This is a genomic window from Kribbella sp. NPDC049174 (genome assembly GCF_043197365.1).
Lineage (GTDB): Bacteria > Actinomycetota > Actinomycetes > Propionibacteriales > Kribbellaceae > Kribbella.
Genome location: NZ_JBICSZ010000003.1, coordinates 203458 through 228374 on the forward strand (window position 1 = coordinate 203458; position 24917 = coordinate 228374).

At 68.2% G+C, this 24917-nt stretch carries 22 protein-coding genes, 2 tRNA genes and 1 pseudogene; 2 read left to right on the plus strand and 23 right to left on the minus strand.

Translation table 11 applies throughout. The features are described from left to right. The first annotated feature begins 111 nt into the window (after positions 1 to 111). Positions 112 to 1992 (plus strand): DUF222 domain-containing protein, encoded by a 1881-nt coding sequence (locus ACGFIF_RS18255; protein ID WP_393155750.1) that lies wholly within the window; start codon positions 112 to 114, stop codon positions 1990 to 1992. A gap of 162 nt (positions 1993 to 2154) precedes the next feature. On the opposite strand, the gene ACGFIF_RS18260 is transcribed toward ACGFIF_RS18255, so the two are convergent. The 10 genes from ACGFIF_RS18260 to ACGFIF_RS18305 all read right to left on the minus strand — a co-directional run bounded on the left by ACGFIF_RS18260 (position 2155) and on the right by ACGFIF_RS18305 (position 12763). Continuing rightward, positions 2155 to 4368, minus strand: a complete 2214-nt coding sequence (locus ACGFIF_RS18260; RefSeq protein WP_393155752.1) for an FAD-dependent oxidoreductase — start codon at positions 4366 to 4368, stop codon at positions 2155 to 2157. 11 nt (positions 4369 to 4379) lie between these two features. Continuing rightward, complete coding sequence (locus ACGFIF_RS18265) at positions 4380 to 5270, minus strand: MurR/RpiR family transcriptional regulator (RefSeq protein ID WP_393155754.1); 891 nt, start codon at positions 5268 to 5270, stop codon at positions 4380 to 4382. A gap of 10 nt (positions 5271 to 5280) precedes the next feature. Beyond that, the gene (locus ACGFIF_RS18270) at positions 5281 to 6657 is read right to left on the minus strand and encodes a hypothetical protein (RefSeq protein WP_393155755.1); all 1377 of its coding nucleotides are present in this window, start codon (positions 6655 to 6657) and stop codon (positions 5281 to 5283) included. After that, positions 6658 to 7476, minus strand: coding sequence for a carbohydrate ABC transporter permease (locus tag ACGFIF_RS18275; protein WP_393155757.1), 819 nt, complete (start codon positions 7474 to 7476; stop codon positions 6658 to 6660). Next, positions 7469 to 8425, minus strand: coding sequence for a carbohydrate ABC transporter permease (locus tag ACGFIF_RS18280; protein ID WP_393155758.1), 957 nt, complete (start codon positions 8423 to 8425; stop codon positions 7469 to 7471). Before ACGFIF_RS18280 ends, ACGFIF_RS18275 begins: the two co-directional genes overlap by 8 nt. Next, positions 8425 to 9723, minus strand: a complete 1299-nt coding sequence (locus tag ACGFIF_RS18285; protein WP_393155759.1) for an ABC transporter substrate-binding protein — start codon at positions 9721 to 9723, stop codon at positions 8425 to 8427. Before ACGFIF_RS18285 ends, ACGFIF_RS18280 begins: the two co-directional genes overlap by 1 nt. Positions 9724 to 9887: 164 nt before the next feature. Beyond that, positions 9888 to 10760: a DUF559 domain-containing protein gene (locus ACGFIF_RS18290; protein WP_393155761.1), complete on the minus strand. Its 873-nt coding sequence runs from the start codon at positions 10758 to 10760 to the stop codon at positions 9888 to 9890. Between the two features lie 154 nt (positions 10761 to 10914). Then, a complete protein-coding gene (locus ACGFIF_RS18295) occupies positions 10915 to 11940 on the minus strand; it encodes a UDP-N-acetylmuramate dehydrogenase (RefSeq protein ID WP_393155763.1) in 1026 nt (341 codons plus the stop codon). Continuing rightward, a complete protein-coding gene (locus ACGFIF_RS18300) occupies positions 11937 to 12344 on the minus strand; it encodes a MaoC family dehydratase (protein WP_393155765.1) in 408 nt (135 codons plus the stop codon). The genes ACGFIF_RS18295 and ACGFIF_RS18300 overlap by 4 nt, the downstream gene beginning before the upstream one ends. Further along, the gene (locus ACGFIF_RS18305; RefSeq protein WP_393155767.1) at positions 12341 to 12763 is read right to left on the minus strand and encodes a MaoC family dehydratase N-terminal domain-containing protein; all 423 of its coding nucleotides are present in this window, start codon (positions 12761 to 12763) and stop codon (positions 12341 to 12343) included. Before ACGFIF_RS18305 ends, ACGFIF_RS18300 begins: the two co-directional genes overlap by 4 nt. 77 nt (positions 12764 to 12840) lie before the next feature. Between ACGFIF_RS18305 and ACGFIF_RS18310 the strand changes: the two genes are divergently transcribed. Next, the gene (locus ACGFIF_RS18310; RefSeq protein WP_393155768.1) at positions 12841 to 13587 is read left to right on the plus strand and encodes a hypothetical protein; all 747 of its coding nucleotides are present in this window, start codon (positions 12841 to 12843) and stop codon (positions 13585 to 13587) included. A gap of 74 nt (positions 13588 to 13661) precedes the next feature. Here ACGFIF_RS18310 and rpmG read toward each other — a convergent pair whose 3' ends face one another. From rpmG to ACGFIF_RS18375, 13 genes and pseudogenes are all read right to left on the minus strand, one after another. Further along, a complete protein-coding gene (gene rpmG / locus ACGFIF_RS18315) occupies positions 13662 to 13829 on the minus strand; it encodes a 50S ribosomal protein L33 (RefSeq protein ID WP_133800754.1) in 168 nt (55 codons plus the stop codon). Between the two features lie 62 nt (positions 13830 to 13891). Further along, positions 13892 to 13965, minus strand: a tRNA-Met gene (locus ACGFIF_RS18320). 50 nt (positions 13966 to 14015) lie between these two features. After that, positions 14016 to 14088 (minus strand) — tRNA-Thr (locus ACGFIF_RS18325). Between the two features lie 214 nt (positions 14089 to 14302). Next, positions 14303 to 15157, minus strand: coding sequence for an NAD-dependent epimerase/dehydratase family protein (locus ACGFIF_RS18330; RefSeq protein WP_393155770.1), 855 nt, complete (start codon positions 15155 to 15157; stop codon positions 14303 to 14305). Between the two features lie 48 nt (positions 15158 to 15205). After that, positions 15206 to 15850, minus strand: a pseudogene (locus tag ACGFIF_RS18335) (LLM class flavin-dependent oxidoreductase); the annotation flags it as partial. Between the two features lie 145 nt (positions 15851 to 15995). Then, positions 15996 to 16775, minus strand: coding sequence for a DUF1684 domain-containing protein (locus ACGFIF_RS18340; RefSeq protein ID WP_393155772.1), 780 nt, complete (start codon positions 16773 to 16775; stop codon positions 15996 to 15998). After that, a complete protein-coding gene (locus ACGFIF_RS18345; protein WP_393155773.1) occupies positions 16772 to 17428 on the minus strand; it encodes an LLM class flavin-dependent oxidoreductase in 657 nt (218 codons plus the stop codon). The genes ACGFIF_RS18340 and ACGFIF_RS18345 overlap by 4 nt, the downstream gene beginning before the upstream one ends. After that, the gene (locus ACGFIF_RS18350; RefSeq protein WP_393155774.1) at positions 17418 to 19343 is read right to left on the minus strand and encodes an FAD/NAD(P)-binding protein; all 1926 of its coding nucleotides are present in this window, start codon (positions 19341 to 19343) and stop codon (positions 17418 to 17420) included. Before ACGFIF_RS18350 ends, ACGFIF_RS18345 begins: the two co-directional genes overlap by 11 nt. Then, the gene (locus ACGFIF_RS18355; protein WP_393155776.1) at positions 19340 to 20677 is read right to left on the minus strand and encodes an NtaA/DmoA family FMN-dependent monooxygenase; all 1338 of its coding nucleotides are present in this window, start codon (positions 20675 to 20677) and stop codon (positions 19340 to 19342) included. The genes ACGFIF_RS18350 and ACGFIF_RS18355 overlap by 4 nt, the downstream gene beginning before the upstream one ends. Next, positions 20674 to 21939, minus strand: coding sequence for an LLM class flavin-dependent oxidoreductase (locus tag ACGFIF_RS18360; RefSeq protein WP_393155777.1), 1266 nt, complete (start codon positions 21937 to 21939; stop codon positions 20674 to 20676). Before ACGFIF_RS18360 ends, ACGFIF_RS18355 begins: the two co-directional genes overlap by 4 nt. Further along, positions 21936 to 22991 carry an NADPH-dependent FMN reductase gene (ssuE, locus tag ACGFIF_RS18365; RefSeq protein WP_393155779.1) on the minus strand — a complete coding sequence of 352 codons (1056 nt, stop codon included), beginning with the start codon at positions 22989 to 22991 and terminating at the stop codon, positions 21936 to 21938. The genes ACGFIF_RS18360 and ssuE overlap by 4 nt, the downstream gene beginning before the upstream one ends. A 10-nt stretch (positions 22992 to 23001) precedes the next feature. Then, on the minus strand, positions 23002 to 23967 hold the full coding sequence (locus tag ACGFIF_RS18370; RefSeq protein WP_393155781.1) for an ABC transporter substrate-binding protein: 966 nt from the start codon (positions 23965 to 23967) through the stop codon (positions 23002 to 23004). Positions 23968 to 23978: 11 nt separating this feature from the next. Further along, complete coding sequence (locus tag ACGFIF_RS18375; RefSeq protein WP_393155782.1) at positions 23979 to 24914, minus strand: ABC transporter substrate-binding protein; 936 nt, start codon at positions 24912 to 24914, stop codon at positions 23979 to 23981. Positions 24915 to 24917: the final 3 nt, after the last annotated feature.

Consider the following 24917-nt stretch of genomic DNA (forward strand, 5'->3'; position numbering starts at 1 on the left):
TGTTTCCACAACCTGGTAAGGGTTGTGGACAACCTGCCTCGCTGAATCCCCTTGAAAATAAGGGATCCTGGCTTTTGAAAACTGTCGGTGGGTGTGTCTAGAGTTGACGGTATGGGACTCCTGGATGAGCGGCCGGTGTGGTCGATGAGTGGCGGCGAGATATTGTCGGGTCTCGACGCGGTCAATGCTGAGATCGCCCGCCTGAAGACCCGCGGTCTGCACCTCGTCGCCCGCCTCGACGACACCGGATACGCCAACGAGATCGGCGCCCACGACACCGTTCGCCTGCTGACCTTCCGCTACCGCCTCGACAGCATCGAGGCCCATCGCGACGTCCGCCTGGCCCGCGCCCTCCCCAAGTACCCGACCGTCTCCGCTGCCCTCCCCGACACCACCCCAGCGCCCGCTGCCGACCCCGACGTCTCCACCACCCATCCCGACGACACCGACGACACAGACCTCAATGGTCCTGCCGTCGATGGTGGCGCGGGGGAGGCCGGTGAACGGCCGCTCCACCCAGCTCAGGCCCAGGCGATCGTATGGGCGCTGGACCGCGTCGCCGCCAGAGTCCCGCCGGAACATCTCGCCGTGGCCGAGGAACAACTGGTCGACCTCGCCAGGCACCTGTCGCCAGGACAGCTACGCAAGGCCGGCAAGGAGATCGGCGACCTCCTGGACAGCGACGGCCCCGGACCCGGCGAGGACAAGGCCTACGCCCGGGAGTCGCTGACTCTGGCGAACGCCGAGAACGGTGTGAAGTTCCGCGGGTTCCTGGCCAACGAGAACGCCGAACTCCTCCGCGCCCTGATCCACGCCGGCGCCCGCCCCCACAAGACCCTCGACGGCGAAATCGACCCCCGCCCCCGCGAAAAGCGTCAGGCCGACGCCCTCACCACCGCCCTAACCATCGCCGCCACAACCACCGACACCGGCTACACCCCACCCGCCACGCCCACCACCGGCCACGCCGCAACCACCGGGCAGCCCGCCCCCAAGCCCGCGCCCACCGACACCGACGGTTCCGGTTCCGCCGTGCACGAGGCCGCCGAGCCCGCCGCTGCATCCACCGACACCGCCGGGACCGCCGGAGTTGGTGGGACTGGTGGGTGGGTGCCGGGGTTCGGGGCGAAGGCGAACATCACCGTCACCATCGACTTCAACGACCTGGAGGCCGCCACCGCCGACGCGACCGGTCAACTCGGGTACGGCGACGCGCTCTCGGCCGCCGCGATCCGCCGTCTCGCCTGCGACGCCACCATCATCCCGCTCGTACTCGGTTCGAACTCCGAACCACTCGACGTCGGCCGCTCCGAACGACTCGTCAACCGCGCGATGCGCCGCGCCCTGAACGCCCGCGACAGAGGCTGCGTCGTCTGCGGCGCACCACCCATCCAGTGCGACGCCCACCACGTGCAGTCGTGGATAGATGGTGGCCCGACCGCCATCTCCAACCTGGTGCTGCTCTGCCGCCGCCACCACATCGACCTACACCACGGTCACTGGACGATCACCATCACCAACGGTGCAGTCCACGTCTCGCGCCCCACCTGGGCCGACCCACCACGCATTACTCACCGCGCCGCCCAAGGGCACCCGCCTGCCCACGCCCGAGTCGACGCGTCACCACCGAACGGCACCGCACCATCCACGCCGAATCAGCGGGCCAACGAGCCCGCGGCCTCGGAACAGTCGCTCAACAAGGCCGACGAAACCAATGGGAGTGAATCCATTCGCCCCGACCCGTGGCATGAGCCCGCGGCTTCCGGCGAAGGTCCCCGCTCGAGGTGGCAGGCCGACGAGGCCGCGCGCCAGGAAGCAGCGCGCTTTGCCGTCTGGGGTGACGACACGACGCGTGCTGCCCTCGAGAAGTCCGGCCGACCTGGCAAACCTGTTGATCCCGCCCACGCGGCTGGCTTCAATCCCGTCGATCCGTGGGGCGATGCCGGCGTCCCTGAAGACACCGCAGATCTCGTCTCACACGCCGCGCTGTAGACGAGAGCACCACACCGACCGGCCTATCGGTGCCAGCCTCGCTCCACACCGCTGCGCCCGCCCGGGCTGGGCGTCCTCGTCCTCGCCGACGTCAAGGCCAGGCCCTCCGGGTGCCTCCGGCCAGCCTTGACCCCGACTCTGGGCGAGCCCCGTGCGTGCAGCTCAGGTGCCGTAGGTGCGGAGTGAGACAACGTGGGCTCGGCGGGTGCCGTTGGTTTTTAGGGCTTTTAGGCGGAGGGCTGTTGCGGTTACGGAGACGTGGTGGCGGTTGGTTCGATGGTGGTTGGCCTCGACTGTGGCGATGGGTTGCCAGTCGGCGCTGCCGTTTCGCGCCTCGAGAATGTAGGTGTTGAGGAGGGTGGGGAGGACGTCGAACGGGGTGCGGTGGTGGTGGAGGTTGATGAGGTCTTCTTCGACGTCGGCGTCGAGGATGACGACGATCTCGGCGAGTTCCACGGGGGTGGGCCAGGTGAGCTGGATCCAGGGTTCGGGGTCCCAGGCGAGGTCTTCGGAGGACCAGAGTTGCGGGCCGCCGTACGGGCGGGAGTAGCCGCCGATGACGTTCGAGGCGGCGTACGCCGAGGTGTCGCCGAGACGGAGGCAGAGGCCGGCCCTCGGCAGGATGTGTTTCCAGGAGCGGAACTGCTCGGTCCACTGCTCGTCCGGTGCGGGGTCGCGGTGGGCGAAGAAGATCATCCCGGGCAGGGCGGTTGCCGCCGTGTGGACAGAGATGTCGGGGTTCTGTTTGAGGACGACGATCACGTTGCCGGGGCGGTCCGGGCGGTAGTCGACGGGTACGTCGATCCACCGCTTCTCCCCCGCAGTCACGGGGACAGAACGGGAGTCGACGTACGCCAGCGGCAGGTAGTTCTGAGGTTTGAGCGGATCGTGCAGCTCGACCGTCAGCACCGCGTCGTGAGCCGCGTCGACCAGCAACTGCAGACCGTCCAACGCCGGATCGACCGGCACGACCATCGCGACATCACTGTCCAGCGGCAACGTACCCGACGAGACCTCAACCGCCGGACAGGTCAAGGTGGACGACGCGGTGACGGTGGCTTGCAGGGCGAGGTTCGCCGGGTCTTCGTCGACCACACCCAAGACCGACGCGTCAGCACGCTGCATCGCGCGGCGCATCACCTCGAACCGTTCGGTCGCCAACTCCCGCGGCGACAACCCGTTGCGTGACGCAACGGCTGAGGCGATCCCGACGGCCTCCCCCAGTACGGCGCACGTCGCCATCACCCGCGTCGTTCCGAACGCCACGTGACTCGCGCTGATGTTCCGCCCGGCCATCCACAAATTCGACACATTCCGTGAGTACAGGGACCGCAACGGGATGTGGTAGTTCCCGTCCGGATGCCAGTGCTTCGACCCACGCTCGGACGAGTACACCCCACCAGGCGGATGCAGATCGATCGACCACCCGCCGAACGCAACCCGGTCCTCGAACAACGTCTGCCGGAGTACGTCGTGCTGCGTCAGCACGTGATCGCCGAGGAACCGCCGGTACTCACGCTTCCCAGGCACCGACCCGATCCACTCCAGCGTCAACGTCTCAGCGTCGAAGCGGCCCGAGTTCTTGATGTAGTCCCAGATCCCGTAGACCACCGCCTGCAGCTCGTCCCGGATCCGTTCGTTGTCGTCGACAACATCCAGCTCCCCACCCCACTCGATCCACCAGTAGGCACACCCGTTCAGATCGGAGCGGATGATCCGTCGCGACGGAATCGCCGTCTCGTCGATGTCCCGCGCAAAGGACGGCGGCACGAATCGCACCGGCGATCCGGTGTCCTTGCTGTAGAAGAGGATCGTGCTCCCCAACGTGTTCCCGTCCGGGACCTCCGGAGCCCACGACTCGTCGTACAGCGACCGCGGCTCCCGGCCGGTCGTGAAGTCCGCCCCCGCGAGATACCCGACCAGCCCGTCCCCCGAGCAATCGGCGTAGACCGGGCTGACGAACCGGATCTCTTTCTCCGACCCCATCTGCCACCCGGTGACCGATCGGATCATCCCGTCCGCGGCGTCCACCGTCCGCACGTCCGTGTTCAGGAACAGCGAGATCCGCGGCTCCGCCCGGACCGCCTCCAGCAGTACGAGGTCCCAGTAGTACGGATTCCCCTCCGGGTTCCGGTACTGGTTCTCGACGAACAGCTCGCCCATGATCCCGGTCTCCCGGGCGAAGTGCTGGACGCCGTGCGCGGTCGCCCCGCACACCCACACTCGCACCTCGCTGGAGGAGTTGCCGCCGAGCACCGGCCGGTTCTGGACCAGGGCCACCGTGCTCCCCTGCCGGGCCGCGGCGATCGCCGCGCAGATGCCGGCCAGGCCGCCGCCGATGACGGTCAGATCGGTACGGACGTCGAGCTGCTGCATACAAGAACCTCTCAGGTATCCGGATGAACCACGGGCTGTCCCGGCCCGTTCGGGTGGTTCGCGGTCAGATGGTCGGGAACGCGCTGAGCGACCAGCACGAACAGCAGACCGGCGGTCAGTACGTCGCTCGCCCGGCCGGCGAAGAACTCGGTCCAGGTCGTCCCGTTCGGCGTACCGGTGTCGAGCGTGACGTCGGCCAGCTGCCCGATCGGTGCGTCGACAACCCCGGTGATCGCGACCGTCAGCGCTCCCTCCGACTTGGAACGCTCAACGAACTCCCGCGTCGTCGCGTCCGTCCCGGACCGCGTGATGACCAGCGCGACGTCACCCGGCCCGAGCAGCCCGGCTCCGATCTGGGACGACTGCGGTCCGTCGAAGAACCACACCGGGATCCCGATCCGCAGCAACCGGATGTAGAGCTCCCGGGCCGGGATCGCGTCACCCCACTCCCCGTAGATATGGGTACGACGCGCGCCGGCGATCGCATCGGCGACCCGGGTGGCATCGGTCAGATCGATCGCGGCCAGTGCGTTGCGCAGCGCGTTCGCCTGGGTGGACGCGAGGACGTTCAGGACCTGCTCGGGCGGATCCGCCGGCCCGATCGCCATCCCGATGTCACTCGCCCAGCCCGCTTCGAGGCCGCGGCCGATCTCCATCGCCAGCGCGGCCCGGAGCGCGGGATACCCGGCGAACCCGAGGTGGGTGGACAGCCGGGTGACCGTCGCGGCCGAGGTCTGCGCGGCCTCGGCCAGTTTGGTGATCGACCCGCGCGCGACCTCGTCCGGGTTCGCCAGGACGTGTTCGGCGACCCGCTGCATCGCGCCGTTCAGGTCCGGCAGCGCGCGCTTGACCAGCTGCAGCGGACTCGGGCTGCCGGCTCGCTCCATCGAAGTAGATCCCATCCCGTGATCATCACGTATAGACGAACTGGGCACTCGCCACACCGTCGGTATCGCTCACCACCCGAACCCAGTGCGCACTGAACCCGGGCGGGAACACGTGCGTACGGATCTGCCCTGGCTCGACCGTCAGCGACTCGACCGCGCCGAACCGCCCATGCCCGTGAAAGTCGATCTCCACGGTGATCGTCAGAGGCTGCTCGGAGAAGTTCTCCAGGTGCAGGCACTTCCCGTCGAACCCGGTCATCAGGTACGGATCCGACGGTTCACCGGCGACGACCGGCGTCTCCCACCACGGACCGCCCCACCCGGCCGGTTTGCCGAAGTTCCACAGGTCGTCGGTCTTCCCGAACCACAGCCCGGACTGCGGTTCCGCCGTGGTCGGGTTGAGCCCGTGACTCGGTGACGCGTTGTCCGCGCCGGCGACGAGCATCCCGCGCCAGGAGCAGAAGTCCCCGAGCACCCACAGGTGGGTCGAGATCGGCCGGACACCCCAGATCCGGCCGCCGTACGCCCACGGCGACAGCTCGTAGAACATGCCGTGGTGGTCGAGCAGCAGCCGCTCGTGCTCGACCTCCCGGATCCGCGGCCACTCGGTCTGCCACTTGTGGTCGAAACAGTGCGACGCCTTCGGCAGCCGGTATCGGGTCCACTGCTGGTCCGACTCGGTGAACACCTCGAGGATCGCCGACGCGCGATCCCAGCCGGCCGCGAAGATGGTCCCGCCGAACTCGTGCCGCCCGCCGATCGCGGTGAACGGATCGTCCGCCAGCACGCGCCACGCCGTACCGTCGTACTCCGCCAGTCGGCCTCGCGACCGCTCACCGGCCCACTCGGGCTCGGCGTACTCGTTGGAACAGACGACGAGCCGGCCGAACGACGTGTAGCAGTCCTTGTAATGGACCTTCATCTCGCCGTCGGTGTCGAGTTCGTCGTTGAGGTCGAAGAGCTGCAGGCATTCGTACGTCGTCAGGTCGAGCTCAAGCAGCTCACCTTCCATGGCCAGCACGTACACATGCGTGTCTGGCTTGGTCAGGTGGCGCGACGTACCGCAGACCCGCAGCGGCTGCAGTTCGGGGATCGTGACGATCTTGTGGTCGGCACTGATCACGTGCGGCCCGAGAACCAGCTGCGAGGTCGGGAAGTGCACGAACCGGTTGGTGTAAGTGCCGTCGACGCCGAGCGTCTCGGGCACGATCTCCATCGACAGGTCGGGCTCGATCCGGCGCAGGCTGACCCCGGCACCGGACCGCGCCTTGTGCGAGTTGTAGTTCTGGACGTAGAGCTTCCCGTTCCACGGCATCAGCGAACCGACGCCGAGCTCGCTGCGCGGCGGGCCGAAGTCGCCGACCTGCGCGAGATGGGGGAAGACACCTGAGACGTTCTGCATCTATTTGATCCCTGTGTGAGTCATGGCGGCGATGAACCGGCGTTGCAGCAGGACGAAGACAATCAGTACCGGGACGATCGAGATCACCGACGCGGCCATGGTCAGACCGGGCGCGATCTGTCCCTGCTCGTCGACGAAGTTGGTCAGGCTGAGCGGCAACGTGTAGCGCTCCGGGTTGCTGATCAGCACCAGCGGCGTCTCGTAGTCGTTCCAGGACCAGACGAACGCCAGGATGCCGAGCGCACTCAGCACCGGTGTTGCCAATGGCAAGTAGATCCGGGTGAACACCTGCCACTCGTTGGCGCCGTCCATCCGGGCCGCCTCGGCGAACTCGGCCGGCTGGCTGACGAAGAACTGGCGCATCAGGAAGGTGCCGAGCACGGTGAACATGCCGGGCAGGATCAGCGCCCACAGCGTGTCGTAGAGCCCGAGCTTCTGGAAGTAGATGAACCGCGGCACCAGCAGCAACTGCGCCGGGATGATCGCGGTCGCCAGGTACAGCAGGAACAGCCGGTCCCGGCCCTTGAACGACATCCGCGCGAACGCGTAGCCGGCCATCGTCGCGGTGACGAGTTCCCCGGCCACCCGCAGTACGGCGACGAAGACGGACCGGCCGAACGCCGGCAGCACCGAGGTCGCACCGGACAGCACCGTGCTGAAGTTGTCCCACTGGAACGGGTCCGGGATCCACTGCATCGGGATCCGGTAGGCGTCCACGTCGGCCTTGAGCGCGGTCGACAGCATCCACGCGAACGGCGCGAGGAAGGCGATCGCCAGGATCCACAACGGGATCCCCCACAGCCACTTCGACTTAGTCATGGAGAGCCTTTCCTCGCTGCGCGCGCCAGGTCACCAAGGTCAGCGCCAGTACGCCGATGAACGTCACCAGGCCGATCGCCGACGCGTAGCCGAACCGGTAGAACTGGAAGCCCGTCTGGTACATGTAGTACGAGATCGTGGTGGTCGAGTCGCCCGGACCGCCCGCGGTGATCAGCGCGATCAGCCCGAAGCCCTGGGACGCGCCGATGATCAGCGTCACCAGCAGGAAGATCGTTGTCGGCAGCAACGACGGCCAGGTGATCACGCGGAACTTCGCCCACGCCCCGGCACCGTCGATATCGGCCGCCTCGTACAGCTGCCGCGGCGCGTCCTGCAACGCGGACAGGTAGATCAGCGAGCAGTAGCCGACACCACCCCAGACCGCCATCACGATCAGCGCGGGCAGCGCCCAGTGCGACGACGCGAACCAGCCGGGCTGCAGACCGAAGACGTCGAGCACCTGGTTGACCAGGCCGGCCTTCGGGTTCATCAGCATCAGCCAGGTCATCCCGATCGCGACCACGTTGACGATGTACGGCAGGAAGAAGATCGCCCGCAGAACCGCGCGCCCCGGCAGCGGCCGGTTCAGCGCGATCCCGAGCGCCAGCCCGAGGACGACGGTCAGCGGCACGCTCACCCCGACGTACACCAGGGTCAGACCGACCGCCCGCCAGAAGCCTGGGTCCTGGGCGATCGCGACGAAGTTGTCGAGGCCGTTGAAGGTGATGCCGCCGAGACCGGACACCAGGTTCCAGTCGGTGAAGGCGAGCACGATGACGCTGATCAGCGGGATCAGGGTGAAGGCGATGACGCCGAGCAGGTTGGGCGCGATGAAGAGGAACCCGATCCAGCCGCGCGGCTTGATCCCAGGCCCCTTTCCGGCCCCGGCCGACGGTTCCGGGTGACGGGTGACGGTCTGCTCGGCCGTCGTGACCGTGGCGGTGGCCATCACGACCTCCTCTCGTTCCGGGCGATCGCGGCGTCGGCGAGCCGCCGTACCTCACGAATGGCGACGCCCGGGTCCTTCTCGCCCAGCCAGCACAGGTCGCCCTGCTGCTTGACCGCGAGGCTGATCTCCGGGAACCCGGTCAGCCGGGTGTCGGTGGCGAGTTTGGGTTCCGCGTCCAGGACGACACGGTGGAACGACTCGACGTCGAAGAACTTGTCCGGCTCCTTGCCGAGCATGCCGGTGATCACCTGGTCCTCGGTGACGTTGCCGAGGGTGGGCAGCTTGCCGGCCTTGAGCATCGGCCCGGAGCCTTCGGTGAGCCAGAACTTCACGAACGCCCAGGCCGCCTCGAGTTTCGGCGACTTCGGGTTGACCATGACGAAGTTGCTGTAGCTGCCGCCGTTCCAGTCCTTGCCGTCGACCGTCGGCGGTGGTGCGAACGAGACCTTGAAGTCGTGCGGGTACTTCTTCGGGTCGTACAGGTATCGCAGGTTGAACGGCGCGGTCGACCAGAGGTGGAACTCCTCGCGGAGGAAGGAGTTCTGCTGGTAGGCGTTCAGGTGCCGGGACAGCACCTCGCTCCACGGGAACGCGGATCCCTCGGCGATCATCTCCTGGCCGAGGCGCAGGCCCTGCTCGAAATGCGGATCACCGAAGTTCGACCGATCGCCGTCGTACCAGTAGTTGGGGCCGAGGGCGATCCGGGCGACGTCGGGGATCGAGTAGGCACCGATCGTGGTCCCGGTCGTCAGGCGTCGAGCCGTACTGCGGTAGTCCTCGATCGTCCACTGCCGCGGCAGGTCGACACCGGCCTGCTGCCGGAGCTTCTCGTTGAAGAGGACGAAGGCCGGCTCGCGGGCGGTGGCGAGCGCCTTGACCTTGCCGTTCTCGATGTAGGCCCGCGGCTCGACCGTGTCCAGGAACGGTTTCAGGTCCGGGTCCGCGGTGACCCGGTCGGTCAGGTCCGCGGCCAGTCCGGACCCGGCCCGCAGCGCCATCGACGCCTGCGAGTAGGTGAAGTACACGTCGATGTCGAGTCCGCCCTGCAACGCGGTGTCCAGCTTGAGGTTGCCGCGGGCATCGTTCACGAACCGGGTGTAGTTCACCTTGTACTGCGGGAACTTCTTCTCGAACGCCTCGACGACGGCCGCCGGGCCGGACGCGGCCGGGACGCCGCCCCACACCTGCAGCGCACCCGATCGCGCGCCGCCGGACGAACATCCCGGCACGACCGCCGCGGCCGCCGCCGCGCCCAGCCCGGCGAGGACCTCCCGCCGTGAAAATCCTTTGCGCCTCACACTCCACCTCCCACCAGATTTCGCAAAAGATTAGCGAGAATGGAGGGTTTTGCCTAGCCCTGGTGCAAATCTTTTTCAGCGGTGTACCGACGAACGGGTAGTAGTCCCGGGTGCGCGCCGATGGCGCCCGGGCCATCGTGGACCGGATGATCGGCCCGGCACTACTACCCGTCCCTCGGTACGCCGATCCGTTGCGCGACCGCACTCCGGACGGTCGCGACCACCCAGTTCGGATCACCAAGCACCTGCTGATAGGTGAATCTCAGAACCAGCCACCCGTCCGCGACGAGGTCGTCGTACCGGCGGCAGTCGGCGGCGAAGTCTCCGGCCGAGCCGTGGAACTCGTAGCCCTCGGCCTCCAAGGCGACCCGAGCCGGCCGATGTCCCAGGTCGACCCGTACACGGAAGCCGCCTAGGTCGACCAGGACCTGCGGCTCGAATCCGTCGACCCCGGCCGATACCAGCAGGCTTCGCAGCATCGACTCGAGGAAGCTCTCGGAGCTCCCGCTTGCGACGGCCGCGACCTGGACCGCGTTCGGCCGTCCCGGCCCCCGCATCGCGATCGCCGCGGCCTGCAGTTCCTCCTGCGTCAGCCGACCCCGGGAGAGCGCGGCGTCGGCCACCGCGAGCGCCTCGCCGAACGGCAGGATCCGCGCGCAGTCCAGGACTGTTCGCAGCAACGAGGTCCTGCGCCGGCTTGGGTCAGCCGACCCGATGGCGCCCCAGTGCAAGATCGCAGGCGGTCCGGAACGGGCGTTGCGGTTCATCGGCAAGGTGATGTGGGGTTTCGGCGGCACGACGAGCAGCGGCAACTGCCAGCCGACGGCCGCACTCGTATGCGAGATGACCCCGTCATAGGCGATAGCCGCCGCCAGGTCCGCGGCAAGGCCGGGTATCCCGTAGATCCCACGCGTGAGCCGCGCGACGTCGCCGCGACGAACCGCCGCCGCCAGCGCACGCCGGGACGTCGCGCTGACCAGCTCGGCGGACGTCGCCCAGCCGCCCTGCAGGATCAACACCTCCACGACGGACACCACCCGACAATGCTGCCCGAGGGTGAGAGGTTCCGGCTGGCGCTATCCACAGCGGACCGAAGGACGGGTGGTAGTCCCGAGTGGCGCCTCGGCGACACGCCTGGGGTCGCGCCGCGAACTCACCGCAGGAGGACTACTACCCGTTCTTCGGTACGAATCAGAGACTGGCGTTCACCAGTACGGGTTCGTTGACCAGGGTGATGCCGAACGCCTGGTGGACCTGGGCGCGGATGTGGGCGGCCAGGCCGAGGATCTCCTTGGCGGTGGCGCCGCCGCGGTTGGTCAGCGCCAGGGTGTGCTTGGTGGAGACCGAGGCCGCACCGATCGCGAACCCCTTCGCGACGCCGGCGTGCTCGATCAGCCAGGCCGCGCTGGTCTTCACCCGGCCGTCCGGCTGCGGCCACTGCGGCGCCCCGGCCGGTACGTCGGAGGCCGTGTCGAGGATCGGGTTGGTGAAGAACGAGCCGGCGCTCCACGTGTCGTGGTCGGCCTCGTCCAGGACCATGCCCTTACTCCGCCGCAGCCCCAGGACGGCTTCGCGGACGTCGGTCATCGGCGCGCGCGACCCTGGCTCGACATCGAGCACGCGGGCCAGTTCGGCGTACCCGACCGGTGCGGACAGATCGCCGAGCCTCAGCTGGAACGTGACCTCGAGGACGACGTACCGGGACGGATCGGCCTTGAAGCGCGAGTTCCGGTAGCTGAAACCGCAGTCGGCCGCATAGATCGTCCGGACCGCGTTGTCCACCCGGTCCCAGACCCGCACCGACGCGATCGTCTCGGCCACCTCGTGACCGTAGGCGCCGACGTTCTGCACCGGGGTCGAGCCGGTCAGGCCGGGGATGCCGGACATCGACTCCAGACCGCTCCACTCCTCGGCGATCGCGCGCTGGACCACCGCGTCCCAGTCCTCACCGGCCTGGATGTTGACCATCGCGCCGGAACACAGGTCCGCGTCGACCCGGATCCCGCGGGTGGCGACCTTGATCACGGTGCCGCGGAACCCTTCGTCGCCGATCACCACGTTGCTCCCGCCGGACAGCAGCAGCACCGGCTCCCCGGCGGCGTCGGCATCGCGGACGGCGGTGACCAGGTCGTCCTCGGTGCTGACCTCCACCAGCTTGTCGGCCAGCCCTCCGATCCGCAGGGTGGTGAAGTCGGCCAGGCGTACGTGGGTCTTCACTGGACGCGCACGACCGCCCTGGCCCGGCCGAGGACCTTCTCCTCGCCGGCGATCGCGGTGATGTCGATCTCGGCCAGCCCGTCCGCGACCTTGTCGACCTTGGCCGAGAACGTCACGCTCGCGCCCTTGTCGTCATCCGGTACGACGACCGGCTTGGTGAACCGCACGCCGTACTCGACCAGATCGGCCGGGTCGTCGAGCCAATCCGTGACGAGGCGGACCGCGGAGGCCATGGTGAGCATGCCGTGCGCGATCACGCCGGGCAGACCGAGCGCGGCGGCCATCCGGTCACTCCAGTGGATCGGGTTGAAGTCCCCGCTGGCACCGGCGTACCGGACCAGGTCCTCGCGCCGGAAGGTGACGGTCAGCGGCGGCAACTCGAGGCCGACCTCGATGGTGCTCATGCGTCGGCCCGGTTGTGCGAGATCGTGGAGGTCGAAGTGGCGATCGGCTCGCCGTCGACAGTGCTCAGGGCGGTCTCGTACATGATCACCTCGACGTCACCGGCCTTGCGCACGGTGGTGATGGTCGCGGTCGCGGCGATGTCGTCGCCGGCCTTGATCGGGCGGGTGTAGGCGAACTTCTGCGCGCCGTGCACGATCCGGTCCAGCCGCAGCCCGAGCTCCTCGTCGTTCAGCAGCTGCTCCAGCGCCCGGCTGCCGAGCATGAAGGCGAAGGTCGGCGGTGCGATCGCGTCAGCACCCCGGTACGCCGGGTTGGGGTCGCCGATCGCGTCGGCGAACTCGCGGATCTTCTCCCGGCCGACCTGGTAGGACTCGGCGGCCGTGTAGCTCCGGCCGACCATCGTGGCGTCGATCGTCATATCCCGTAACCCTACTGGCAGACTGTGACGGCGAGTGCCGCCACCCACTCCGTTGGACCGACTGGGGAAGGTTGAATGTGACGGCAGTGACGGCGCTGGCCAGGTACGCGCCTCGGTACCGGCTGGAGATCGGCGAGCCGACCGGGTCCGCGTGGCTCCGGGTGGACCGGATCCTGGAGCCGGACAGCCCTGAGCTGACCGAGCTCCTCAAGCGCGACCACGACGCCAGCGGGCACACGTCGGCCCACGCGAACGCGCTCAGCCTGATGTCCTTCTACGCCGGCCGCGCACCCGCGACCGCGCTGCTGTTGTGGGCGCTGGAGGGCCATGTCCTCGACATCCGCCCGCACAACCTCTGGGTCCGCCCCCACGACGGCCACGGCCTCGCCGCCGTCGCCATCCGCTCCGCCCGCTACCTTCCAGGCGGCCTCGAGACCCTGTACGACGTGGTGCTCCGGCAGCACCTGCTACGACTGTCCGCCGAGCTCCACCGCCGTACCCGAGCCGGACTCCGCCAACTCCACGGCGGGGTAGCAGCGGGCTGCGCCATGGGCTTCTGCGCGGCCACCCGCGAGCAGGAGACCGTCTCCCCGACCTACCTCCTGAACCGCTGGCAGACCTTCGTGGCCAAAGCCCCGGGCGGTCTCTCTCGCCTGGGCGACGTACAGGAGGCGGCTGGAAAGCTCGTCTACCTCCGGAACACCTGCTGCCTCTACTACACCAGCGAAGCCGGCACCGGCACGCTCTGCGGCTCCTGCTGCCTCACCCCACGCGAAGACCGCCTGGCCGCCTACGAGGGCGGCCGCCCGATCCTCACGGTCTGAGCCGGCGGGCCGTCCGGGGGCACAGCAAAGGGCCGCTTCGGGTGTCCGAAGCGGCCCTCGCGAAGAGGCTGGGGTCAGCGGGTTTCGCGGTGATCGGTGTGGTCGTTGCAGCGCGCGCAGTACTTCTTCAGCTCAAGACGATCCGGGTCGTTACGCCGGTTCTTCTTGGTGATGTAGTTGCGCTCCTTGCAGACGGTGCACGCCAGCGTGATCTTCGGGCGGATGTCGGTTGCCTTGGCCACTGCTGCCTCTTCTTGTCAGGAGTGCGCAGGTTCGCGCACTCTCGTCATACGTGGTCGGTGGGTAGCGGGGGCGGGAGTCGAACCCGCGACACCACGATTATGAGCCGTGTGCTCTAACCACCTGAGCTACCCCGCCGGGAGAGTCCGTCACCCCACCCGGCGGACCGGGTGAGATGTCGTGCTCAGAGCCCCTTTACGGAATCGAACCGTAGACCTTCTCCTTACCATGGAGACGCTCTGCCGACTGAGCTAAAGGGGCGGGCCGAGGAGAGAGATTACACGGTCCGCAGCCTCGATGTGAAATCGAGCCAGGCGCACCCTGTGCTCCCCTCTGTCCGACCCGGAAAGCATACCGGTTCCAGAGAGTGCTTCTGACCAATTTTCAGTCCAGTACGGAGTCATCCGCGGAAAAGTCGTCCGAGGCATCAGAGGGTGGGTTCTCCAGGTGCCAGCGCACCGAACGCCGGAGGCTCTCAGTGGGGTCCACCGGCGCCCACCCGAGCACCGTCCGCGCCTTCCACGAGTCCATCAGCAGGGTGCTGGTCCAACGCCCCGGTCAGCGACAGATCGGCCGGCAGCAGATCGTCACGTACCCGAACCAACTCCACGTCCGGCGCGTCCGCCGCGGCCAGGATCTGCTCGGCGAACAGCCGGTACGGCGCTGTGGCCGGCTCCACGATGTTGAACGCCTCACCTCGGTGGTCACCGGCCAGTGCCAACGACACGGTTGCTGCGACATCACCGACGTACACCCGGCTGAACAGGAACTGCCCGGACCCGATCGGGATCCGCTTCCGCCCGGCCCGCACCCGCCGCAGGACGAACTCGAACCGCCTCTGGTAGTCGTGCTCGCCGTACACCGCCCCCAACCGCAGCACGGTCGCTCCGCACGGCAGGTACCGCTCCTCCATCTCCAGGTTCTCGTACTGCGGCCCGTCCACGAACCGCCTCTCCCGCAACGGAGCGGACTCGGTCAACGGCACTCCGTCGCTGGTCCGGTCCGAGTGCAGAGCGTCGTACGCGCGATAGACGTCACAACTGGAGATCGCCACCAGCTTCACCGACGGTCCCACCGCCCCGAGCGCCGCATCGGCCGCGGCGGCGTTCATCCCGGAGACATCGACCAGCCCCTCGACCGCGAACGGCTCCAGAGCCGCTGTGAGGGCCGGACCGTCGTGCCGATCCACATGCGCGTGCTCGACAACCGGCAGGTCGGCTGGTTCGTGCTCACCCCGATGCACGACCAGCAACTCGTGCCCCTCCGCCGCCAGCCGCTCCACCACTGCCCGCCCGATGAACTGAGTCCCACCCAGGATCGCGATCCGCATGACACCAGTCCTACCGGGCACTGCCGACCCAGCCCACACCTGTCTGCGTTAAGCAGACGACCACACCCGGCTCGGGTAGGACGTTCGCAGGACCGGCATCACCTCGGTGACGAACGTCTCCACCGAGCCGCGGTTCTCGTCCTCCGGGAGGCCTGCGACCTCGAGCGAAATGCCCGACAGCTCGTGGCCGAAGGCCTCCTGGTAGCGGCCGAACTTGTCGATCACCTGCTCCGGCGACCCCACCAGCACCAACCCACCCTCGAGGAACTCCTCCAGCGTCTGGAACGGCAACTGGTTGTGCCGAGCGCCGGGTGAGTCCATGAACGCGTCGAAGATCGGCCGGTACCCCTCCACCGCCTCCTGCGACGTCTTCTTCACGTACAGCCCGTTGAACCCGGCTCCGACCACAGCATCGGCCGGATCACGCCCGTACGCCTCCCATCGCTCCCGGTAGTGCCGGATCAGACCGGCGTACTTCTCCAGCGGATGGAACCCGTTCGCCGAGAACAACGGGTCACCCCAGCGAGCCGCCAGCTCAGTGGACTCGGTCGACGACGCCGAGCCGTGCCAGAGCGGAATGCCATCACCCCGATAAGGCCGAGGCTGAGTAGTCGCCTCCACCAGCGCAGGACGGTAGGAGCCCGACCAAGTCACACCCGTCTCCCGCAGCAACCGCCGCAGCAGCTCGTACTTCTCCCGGTTCCGCCACCCGCACCGGGTCCAGCAACGACAGCACGGTCACCGTCGTCAGCAGCCGGATGGAACCGCTGGTACGGCGTCAGTTGCACCCCACTGATCGGGTCCGGCGAGTTGTCGATCAGCGTGTACGTACAGAACTTCACCGCACCTTCTTCTCGCCCGCGGTGACCGGCAGCCCGAGGCGGTTACCTGCGACCGGCGCTGGGCACGTCCCGTACGCCGTGAACGCGAAGGGCAGGTTGACCGTCCGGTTGAAGTCGATCAGCACCGACTGGTCCTTCTCCACCACCCCAGTGGTCACACTGCGCCAGGGAGCCGTCTCCTCCCCGTTCGTCTTGTCGTGGAAGGACAGTGTGAGTCGCCCTCCGCCGGCAGCCGTCGCCACCAGCTCGTACGCCGACCCGCCCAGCGCCACGTGGACCGTGCCGACCGCAGTGACGTGCTGACGGAGGTCATCGCGTGCTGTGGAGACCTCAACCCGCTCCGGCTGCGGGTACGGCGTGTAGTACGCCTTCACCACCCAGTCCGGGTTCAGTGGGTACGTCGGTACGCCGCTGAACCCATTCCGGGTCGCCGCCCGTGGGTCCCGCTGGCGAACGGCGTACCGGCCCCCTCGCCGTACGAGCTCCGCGAGGCGGTCGCCGTACAGCAGCCAGCTCAGTGAGCCCGCCTCGGCCACACTCGCCGACGTTTCGCCGTGCACCGGATCACCGCCCAGTGTCAGCTCGCCGTCGGCCTTGACGAACGCCTGCTGGTTGTCGGCCCACCACTTGCCCGGAAGTCCACGGATCAACCCAGGTGTCGGCGGCAACCAGTCGAAGGCGACGATGGTCAGCCAGCCGTAGTCGGTGTCCAGGTCCTGTTCGCGGGCCGCGTGCCAGGTCTGCCAGTCCTGCTCGAGATCGGAGACGACAGTCATGACGCCAGGTCCTTCCGGGTGGTCTGTTCGCGGTGTGCCACTTCGGACCGGACGAGTGGGATGACGTAGCGGCCGAAGTCGATCGCGTCGTCGTAGATGTCGTACCCGCGGGCGGAGAAGATCCGGATCCCGAGGTCGTAGTAGTCCAGCAACGCGGCCGCCACCGTGTCCGGCGTACCAACCAGCGCGGTCGAGTTACCGCCGCCACCGGTCAGCCCGGTCGGTGCGGTCCAGGCCTGTTTGAGGATCTGGATGAACTCCCGCGTCCGCCCGTACCGGTCGTCCTTGGCCAGGAAGTCGCCCTCGGCCGCCTGGTCCGCGGTCGACCCGCCGGTGATCACGTGCACCTCGAACCGGCCGCCGCTGATGTGGTCGAGGGTCGCGAACGTCTTCGCGGTCAGGGTCGGGTAGGCGACGTTCGGCCGGTGTGCGACCACCAGGTTGATCCGTTCGGTCCGGCCGGCGACGTACGCGGCGACCTGGGCCGGGTCCGGCGACCCCGAGTGGTAGGCGAACAGGATCCGGTCCCACCCATTGTCCTCGTGGGCTCGGGCGAGCTTGGCCGTGTACTCCAGGTCCAGCGGGCCGCCGGTTCGCGGCGTGACCTCGCTGGCCGGGTTGGTCCCGGCGATGCCCAGGAACTCAACTGGCATGGCGTTCTTCCTTCCGTACGGTGAGGGCGAGAAGTTTCAGGAGGTGTCTGGCGACCGCGTCGTTCTGCCGGAACCCGGCGCCGTTGAAATGCGGCCGGGAGAACCCCGACGACCCGGCCGAGCCGGACACCGACGGCCCGAGCAGGAACAGCGACGGATGGACGGTGCCGTCGGCCCGGATCGCGCGACACTGCGCGTCGGCCTTGAGCTGACCGCCGCCGAGACTCGTCCCGTCCGCGGCGAACAGTTCGTCGGCCGCCAGGACGCCGGACGCAAGCAACCCGCGCAGCAACGGATCTGTCGCGGCCAGTACGTCGGGCCGCGGCAACCGAGCCTCGACGAACGCCCGCGTCCGAATCTCGCCGCCTACGCCGGAGCTCCGGGCCACGAACTGCCCGTTGTCGATGGCAACCTCGAGATCAGGACCGGCGAACCGGACGATGCCGGCTCGATACAACGCGAGCAGTTCCTCGAGCCGCCGCGGCGGCGGACCACTCGCCACGAACGAGAAGAACCCGTGCCACTCGGTCTCGACATGCCGGACCCGATCCTCGTCCGACAGCCGCCCTTCGGTGATCGCCACCGACAACACGGCGTAGATGCTCAGCAGCGCATTGAAAACAGCAAGATCAGCCGAGTACGACGCATCCGCCCGCCGCAACAGGTCCGCCTCGATCAACCCGGCCAGGAACTGCTCGAACCGCTCCCGCTCCTGGAAGAACCGCCCGTTCAGCGGCCGATCCACGTCAGCCCGCACGAACCGGTCCTCAGGATCCGGTACGGCGTCCTCGACCGCCGCGACGAACTCAGGGGCTGTCGGCAACGACCCGTCGAGCACCGCGGCGAATCGTTCCCACGACCACCGAGTTCGGTCCGGATGCGCCCTGAACAACCGCTGATAGTGGGCGAACGTCAGTTCCTTGTCGATCAACGGACTCAACTGGGTCTGGAAGTCGAGCACCCCGTCGCCGAGCTCGTCCAGCGCCGCCTTGGTCAGATAGTGGGTCGGCACGGGCTTCGTCCCGGCCACGGTGTAGCCGAGCTTGGCGTGATACGGCACGCCACGTCGCGACCCGACGTACAGGGTCGGCTCGTTGCCGGACGGGCGGTAGCTGAGGAGGCCGTCGCACTCGTCGTACCAGCCGCCGCGGCCTTCGGTAAGCAGAACCATCAGGTCGATGAACGCCTGGCCAAAACCGCGGACGATCACGTCCTCGCCCGGCCGCAGGTCGCTCAGGTCGACGTCGGCGGTATAGCCGGGTGGGATATAGGTCAGTCCGGCGTCGGATGCGCTCGCTGCCCAGGCGGCTTCGGATGCCGTCGGCAATCGGTCGAGGTAGCCGAGGGCAAGCACCACGACGTCCGCTTCGATCTCCTTGCCGGATGCAAGCACCACGCGTTGGTCGGCGGTCAACTCGACTGCTCGCTCCAGGTGGGTGGTGACACTCGCGGGCAGGTCGCGGACGACCCGGTCCCAGACCCATGCGAGGTACTCGGCCTGCAGCAGCCGCGGCGGGAAGTCCATCGGGCCGGCCGGTTCCAGACCGGCGCGCTCCAGGATCACGGCACCCTCGCCAGCCACCCAGGTGGCGAGGTCCGGGCCGGGGATGATCGGCCCGTCGCACTCGACCGATTCGTCGGTGAAGATCGTGACGTCGGACGTCATCGAGTTCATCCAGAGCAGCCGCGACTGGTCCCGCCGCCAGATCCGGCCGCCACCGGCCGGATACGGATCCACCACGTGGATCTCCAGCGATCGATCGCCGAGCAGCTCGGGAGCACTCGCCGCGAACCGCTCGAGCAGCCCGACCGTGCGCGGTCCGCCGCCGACGAACACGATCTTCGCCGGGGAGTCCACCGATGGCGTGCGTGGCCGGCTGAACTCCGCGGCGACGACCCGCTCCTGCGCTGTCATGTGTCCAGCCCGACGTGTCCGCTGTCCAGCCCGAGGTGTCCGCGCAACGTCGTACCGGCGTACTCGGAGCGGAAGACACCGCGCTCGCGCAGCAGCGGGACCACCCGGTCGACGAAGTCGTCCAGGCCGCCGGGAGTGAGGTGTGGGACCAGGACGAAACCGTCGGCCGCGTCCTCCTGGACGTGACGGTTCAGGGCCGCGGCGACCGTCGACGGGGAGCCGATGAAGGTCTGGCGGTTCTGCTGGTTGATCACGGTCTCGCGCAACGACCAGCCGTGCGCCTCGGCCTGTGCTCGCCATTCCGCCACGATCGGCGCCGGGTCGTTGTAGCCGACGCGGCCCTGAGTGACGGACGAGCCGACCACCGGGTCCTCTGCCGGCAGCGGACCATCCGGGTCGTACGCCGAGAGGTCACGACCCCAGAGGAGTTCTGCCAGCACGAGCGCCGTCGGTCCGGAGACCTGCTGCTCACGGATGTACTGCGCCTTCTCGACCGCCTCCGCGTCGGTGTCGGCGACGACAACCGTCACTGCGGGCATGATCTTGAGCGATTCCTCGGTCCGGCCGTAACGAGCGAGCCTCGACTTCACGTCCTTGTAGAAGGTCTGCCCGGCCTCGAACGTCCCGTGCCGGCTGAAGATCACGTCCGCACCCGACGCGGCGAACTCCCGGCCCTGATCGCTGTCGCCGGCCTGGATGACGACCGGCCGGCCCTGCGGCGACGGCGGTAGCCCGAACCGTCCACGGATGTCGAAGTGGGCGCCCTCGTCCGCGAAGGCCCCAGCGCCTTCACGGGCGAAGACACCCGCAGCCTGGGCCAGAACCAGATCGTCCTCGGTCCAGGAATCCCACAACTTCCGCACGATCCGCAGCGACTCCTGCGCGCGGACGTAGCGATCCGCCTTGTCCAGGTAGCCGCCGCGGCGGAAGTTCTCGCCGGTGAACGCGTCCCACGACGTCACCACGTTCCAGGCCGCGCGTCCGCCGGAGAGGTGGTCGAGGGTGGCGAGACGCTTCGCCAACTCGTACGGCTCGTTGAACGTCGAGTTCACCGTTGCGGCCAGGCCGAGATGCCGGGTGACCGCGGCCAGCGCGCTCAGCACCGTCAGAGACTCCGGCCGGCCGACGACGTCGAGGTCGTGAATCTTCCCCTTCACCTCCCGCAGCCGCAGTCCCTCGGCCAGGAAGAAGAAGTCGAACGTCCCGCGCTCGGCTGTCTCGGCCAGATGCTTGAACGACGTGAACTCGATCTGCGACCCTGACTCCGGATCCGACCACACGGTGGTGTTGTTCACGCCCGGAAAGTGCGCCGCGAGATGGATCTGCTTGGTCATCGCTCGCTCCCCGAATACCTGTTCTCCGGCCGCCGCAACCCGAGCCGGTTCCGCAACGTCCCCGCCCGCCCGGCGGACCCGACCAACTTCTTTGCCCGAAGCAACGGAACCAGCCGATCGGCGATCACCGGCACATCGACCTCCAACGAGGCCGGCCGCAGCTGCACCCCATCCACCCCCGCCTCAGCCCATTCCCCAATCAGGTCCGCCAACCGCTCGACCCCACCGATGTAGTCGAGCTGTCCGGCCCCATCAGCCCGCAACGCCCCCGCCGCCGGATCCTCCTCCAGCAACACCCCCACCGAAACCAACACCCGCGGGGAGGCGTCCCCGCTGCGCCCGCCGCGTCCCCGCGCCGGCCCGCCGAGATCCGCGGCGTGTGTGGTCGGTTGGCCGGCCCGCGGGTTCGCGCCTTCCGGCCGATCCTGGGCGGCGTGCTGCCGCTGCCCAGCACGCCGAGCGCCGCTCTGCCGCGTCGCGGCGGCACCGCGCGCACCCGCCCGCTCCTCGGCGGCCGCTCGGATCGCCGCTACCCGTTCCGCCAACTCACCCGCGCCCGGCAGCAGAACCAGCTCGGCGTCTGCTGCGGCTTCCAGCGCCTCCGGGGTGTTCACCCGGATCGCGGTGATCGGGTGACCCTGGGGTGGGCGGGGGACGATGGACGGGCCTTTGATGCTGAAGGTCGGGCTCTCGTAGTCCACGTAATGGATGCGGTCTCGGTCTATGAACCGCCCGGTGGACGCGTCCCGGATGATGGCGTCGTCTTCCCAGGAGTCCCACAGGTGCCGGCTGACGTCGACGACGTACCGGGCCTCGCGCCACGTATCGGCCGCGGGAGCCGGTTCACGACGACCGATCACCGCAGCCGCCTCGGCGGACGACGACACGTCCGCGACCCACCCGCCGCGACCGGACGAAACGTAGTCGAGCGTGGCAACGGACGCCTGCACGTGGAACGGCTCGGTGTGCGTGACCGTGATCGTCGGCAGGAGCCCGATCCGCTCGGTCGCCGGTGCGATCCGGGCCGCCAGACCGAGCGCGTCCAGCCGCACACTCACCCGATCGGCAACATCCGCCGGCGCCTCCAACGCGTCAGCAAACGTCGCGATGTCGATTCCAGCCGCCTCGGCCCGCTGAACAGCACGCAGCGCGAGCTCCCCGGTCAGGATCGCGGCCGGGTCCACCTCCGCCCCACGCCACGCGGCCGGATGCCCGCCGGCACCATCGATCTCGATCGCCGTGATCAACTTCCGGCGGCTCATGACGCCACCTTCAACGCGACCGCCAGGTCTTTCGTGAACGGCAGCGGACCGATCGACTCCGGATCGACCGACGTGTCGAACTGCGGCTCGAAGCCGGCCGCCAGATACAACCCCGCCGCCTCCGGCTGCCGCGGTCCCGTGGTCAGGTACAGCTTCCGGTAGCCGAGGTCGACCGCGGCCGCCTCCAACTCCGCAATGACCCGGCGCCCCAATCCCTGCCGACGATGCAGGTGCGAGGTCCACATCCGCTTCACCTCGGCGGTCTGGTCGTCGTACCGGCGAATGGCACCGCCGGCAACGGTCTGTCCGCCGGACCGAAGCAGGACGAACGCGCCGCCCCGCTCGGGGTGGAAGTCGGACGGCGGGACCTCGGTGAGCTGGGTATTCTCGTTGGTCCGGCCGTACCGGGTGCTGTACTCGACGACGAGATCGGCGAGCAACGGCGCCGCCTCGAGATCCTCCGGGCGAGCCCGCACTGCCTCGATCCCGGCGAGCTGGACCGGCACACTCTCGGCCAGCCGACTGCCGTCGACGGTAGCGAGGAACGCCTCGGTCACCTGATAGAGCGGCACGGACGCTACCGGGTCCAGCAGCAGCCCGCCCCCGTCGTACAGGCGAATGTGGGACGACAGCACGAACCAGCCCTGCCCGATCGCGCCGGCACCGAGGCTGGTGAGCACCGGGCGGAGCGCGTAGTCGATCACCAGCACGTGCGCCGGCGTACCACCCGTTGCCAGCGGCAACACCGTCTTGCCCTTCAAGGCGTACTGCGGCAACAGGTCGAGGAACACCTTGAGAAGCCCGGAGTACGCCGCCTTGTAGACGGGTGTGGTGACCACGACGGCGTCAGCAGCCTCCAGAGCCGCGATGGCCGAAGCGACCTCCGGGTCGTCTGCTCGGCCGCGCAACAACGGCGCGGCCGGGAGGTCGCGGAGGACGATCGGGGTGACGGTGTGACCGCGGCTGATCAGCCGCTTGGTCACATAGTCGAGGACTGCGTCGGTGCGGGAGATCTCGGACGGACTGCTGGAGATGGTCGCGATCGTTGCCATAGCTCGCCTCCTACTTCTGCTTGTCCTTGGGGAGTCCGGGCGGATTGACCAGCGACTTCGGCACCGCCTCCGCCTCCAGGCCCCACTTCTTCAGGACCTTCGGGTAGCTGCCGTCGGCGATCGCCGCGTTCAGTGCGTCCGCGAGCGGCTTGACCAGGCCGTTGTCCTTCTTGGTGGTGATCCCGACCAGTCCCTGGACCGGGTAGCTGGACGACACCGTGCCGACGATCTCGGTCTTGCCCTGGGTCGCCACGTGGTACGAGGCGTTCGGGTTGGGACCGAGGTAGAGATCGATCCGGCCGGACTCCAGTGCGAGATACGTGTCCGACGCCTGCTGGTAGTACTTCGGGTTCGCGGGCTTGCGTCCGGCGGCCACGTTCTGCTTGTTCCAGTCGAGCAGGATCGCCTCCTGCAGCGTGCCCGAACTGACCGCGACGGTCTTACCGGAGATGTCGGCCGGGCCGCTGATCTTCAGGCCGGATCCTTTCTTCGCCTCGAACGCGTGCAGGCCGAGCCGGTAGGTGGCGAAGTCGTACTTCTCCTTGCGCAGTTCGGACACACCGATGTTGGAGATGCCGACCTGGTACTTGCCGGAGTCGAGCCCGAGGAACAGGTTCTCCCAGTTCGTGGTCTGGATCTGCGCCTTCAGGCCGAGCACGCTCGCGACCAGGTAGGCGATGTCGATCTCGACACCGATCGGGGTCTTGTTGTCGTCCGCGGTGAACCCGAGCGGCGGCAACCCGCCACCGGCCGAACCGTTGCCGATGACAAGCGTTCCGCTCTCCCGTACGGCGGCCGGCAGCTCGGCGGCGATGCGGTCGACCTTGGCCGACGTGATGTGCTGCTGATTCGCCGAGGTGTCGAACGCGACCACCGAAGCGTCACCGCTCGTGGACGCCGACTGCGTCACCGGATCCGCACACGCGGCCAGTGCGAGCAGTGCGACGGCAGTGGTGACTACCCATGGCTTCTTCATGGTCAGATTCCTCAGCTCGTCAGGGGAAGGCCGGGTGGGTTGATCTCGGACTTGCCGACCGCTTCGCTCGACACGTTCCAGCGCTCCAGGACCTTGGCGTAGCTGCCGTCCGCGATGACGCCGTCGAGCGCCGCCTGGTACGCCTTGACCAGGCCGCTGTCCTTCTTCGTGGTGGCCGCGATCAGGCCCTGCAGCGTCGGGCCGGCACCCGAGAACTTGCCGATCGTCTCGGTCTGGCCGGACGTCTTGACGTGGTACGCGATCGACGGGTTCGGCCCGAGGTAGGCGTCGATCCGGCCGGAGCTCAGCGCCAGATAGGTGTCGGACTGGTTGTTGAAGTACTTGATCGTCGCGGCCGGCAGGCCGGCCTTGACGTTCGCCTCGTTCCAGTCGACCAGGATCTTCTCCTGGTTCGTCCCGGAGCCGACCGCGATCGTCTTGCCGGCCACGTCCTTGCCGCCGGCGACCCGCCAGGGGTTGCCCTTCTTCGCCTCGAACGCGATGTCGTCCTTGCGGTAGGTGGCAAAGTCGTACTTCTGCTTGCGCTTCTCCGTCACGGTGATGTTCGAGAAGCCCGCGTCGTACTTGGCCGAGTCCAGACCGATGAACAGGTTCTCCCAGCTGGTCACCTGGATGTCGGGCTTCAGCCCGAGCGCCTCCGCCACCAGATAGGCGATGTCGACCTCCAGGCCGACCGGAGTCTTGTTGTCATCGGCAAGGAATCCGAGCGGCACGTTGCCGCTGCCGAATCCGGCGCCGACGATCAGGGTGCCGCGGTCGCGGACCTTGGCCGGCAGCAGCGCCGCGGCGGCCTCGTTCTTCGTGGTGGTCACGCGGTTCTGCTCGGCCGACGTGTTGACACCGGTGTCGGCGGCGACCTGCTGGGGCTCGGCGCCGCAGCCGCTCAGTAGAACCAGAGCAGCGGCAGCGATCGGGAGTCGTTTCATCAG

Bases quoted from the DNA above. Each gene is read 5' to 3' on its own strand.
- ACGFIF_RS18255 (WP_393155750.1), top strand. From the start codon at position 112: ATGGGACTCCTGGATGAGCGGCCGGTGTGGTCGATGAGTGGCGGCGAG.
- ACGFIF_RS18260 (WP_393155752.1), bottom strand. From the start codon at position 4,368: ATGCAGCAGCTCGACGTCCGTACCGATCTGACCGTCATCGGCGGCGGC.
- ACGFIF_RS18265 (WP_393155754.1), bottom strand. From the start codon at position 5,270: ATGGGATCTACTTCGATGGAGCGAGCCGGCAGCCCGAGTCCGCTGCAG.
- ACGFIF_RS18270 (WP_393155755.1), bottom strand. From the start codon at position 6,657: ATGCAGAACGTCTCAGGTGTCTTCCCCCATCTCGCGCAGGTCGGCGAC.
- ACGFIF_RS18275 (WP_393155757.1), bottom strand. From the start codon at position 7,476: ATGACTAAGTCGAAGTGGCTGTGGGGGATCCCGTTGTGGATCCTGGCG.
- ACGFIF_RS18280 (WP_393155758.1), bottom strand. From the start codon at position 8,425: ATGGCCACCGCCACGGTCACGACGGCCGAGCAGACCGTCACCCGTCAC.
- ACGFIF_RS18300 (WP_393155765.1), bottom strand. From the start codon at position 12,344: ATGAGCACCATCGAGGTCGGCCTCGAGTTGCCGCCGCTGACCGTCACC.
- ACGFIF_RS18305 (WP_393155767.1), bottom strand. From the start codon at position 12,763: ATGACGATCGACGCCACGATGGTCGGCCGGAGCTACACGGCCGCCGAG.
- ACGFIF_RS18330 (WP_393155770.1), bottom strand. From the start codon at position 15,157: ATGCGGATCGCGATCCTGGGTGGGACTCAGTTCATCGGGCGGGCAGTG.
- ACGFIF_RS18340 (WP_393155772.1), bottom strand. From the start codon at position 16,775: ATGACTGTCGTCTCCGATCTCGAGCAGGACTGGCAGACCTGGCACGCG.
- ACGFIF_RS18345 (WP_393155773.1), bottom strand. From the start codon at position 17,428: ATGCCAGTTGAGTTCCTGGGCATCGCCGGGACCAACCCGGCCAGCGAG.
- ACGFIF_RS18350 (WP_393155774.1), bottom strand. From the start codon at position 19,343: ATGACAGCGCAGGAGCGGGTCGTCGCCGCGGAGTTCAGCCGGCCACGC.
- ACGFIF_RS18355 (WP_393155776.1), bottom strand. From the start codon at position 20,677: ATGACCAAGCAGATCCATCTCGCGGCGCACTTTCCGGGCGTGAACAAC.
- ACGFIF_RS18360 (WP_393155777.1), bottom strand. From the start codon at position 21,939: ATGAGCCGCCGGAAGTTGATCACGGCGATCGAGATCGATGGTGCCGGC.
- ssuE (WP_393155779.1), bottom strand. From the start codon at position 22,991: ATGGCAACGATCGCGACCATCTCCAGCAGTCCGTCCGAGATCTCCCGC.
- ACGFIF_RS18370 (WP_393155781.1), bottom strand. From the start codon at position 23,967: ATGAAGAAGCCATGGGTAGTCACCACTGCCGTCGCACTGCTCGCACTG.
- ACGFIF_RS18375 (WP_393155782.1), bottom strand. From the start codon at position 24,914: ATGAAACGACTCCCGATCGCTGCCGCTGCTCTGGTTCTACTGAGCGGC.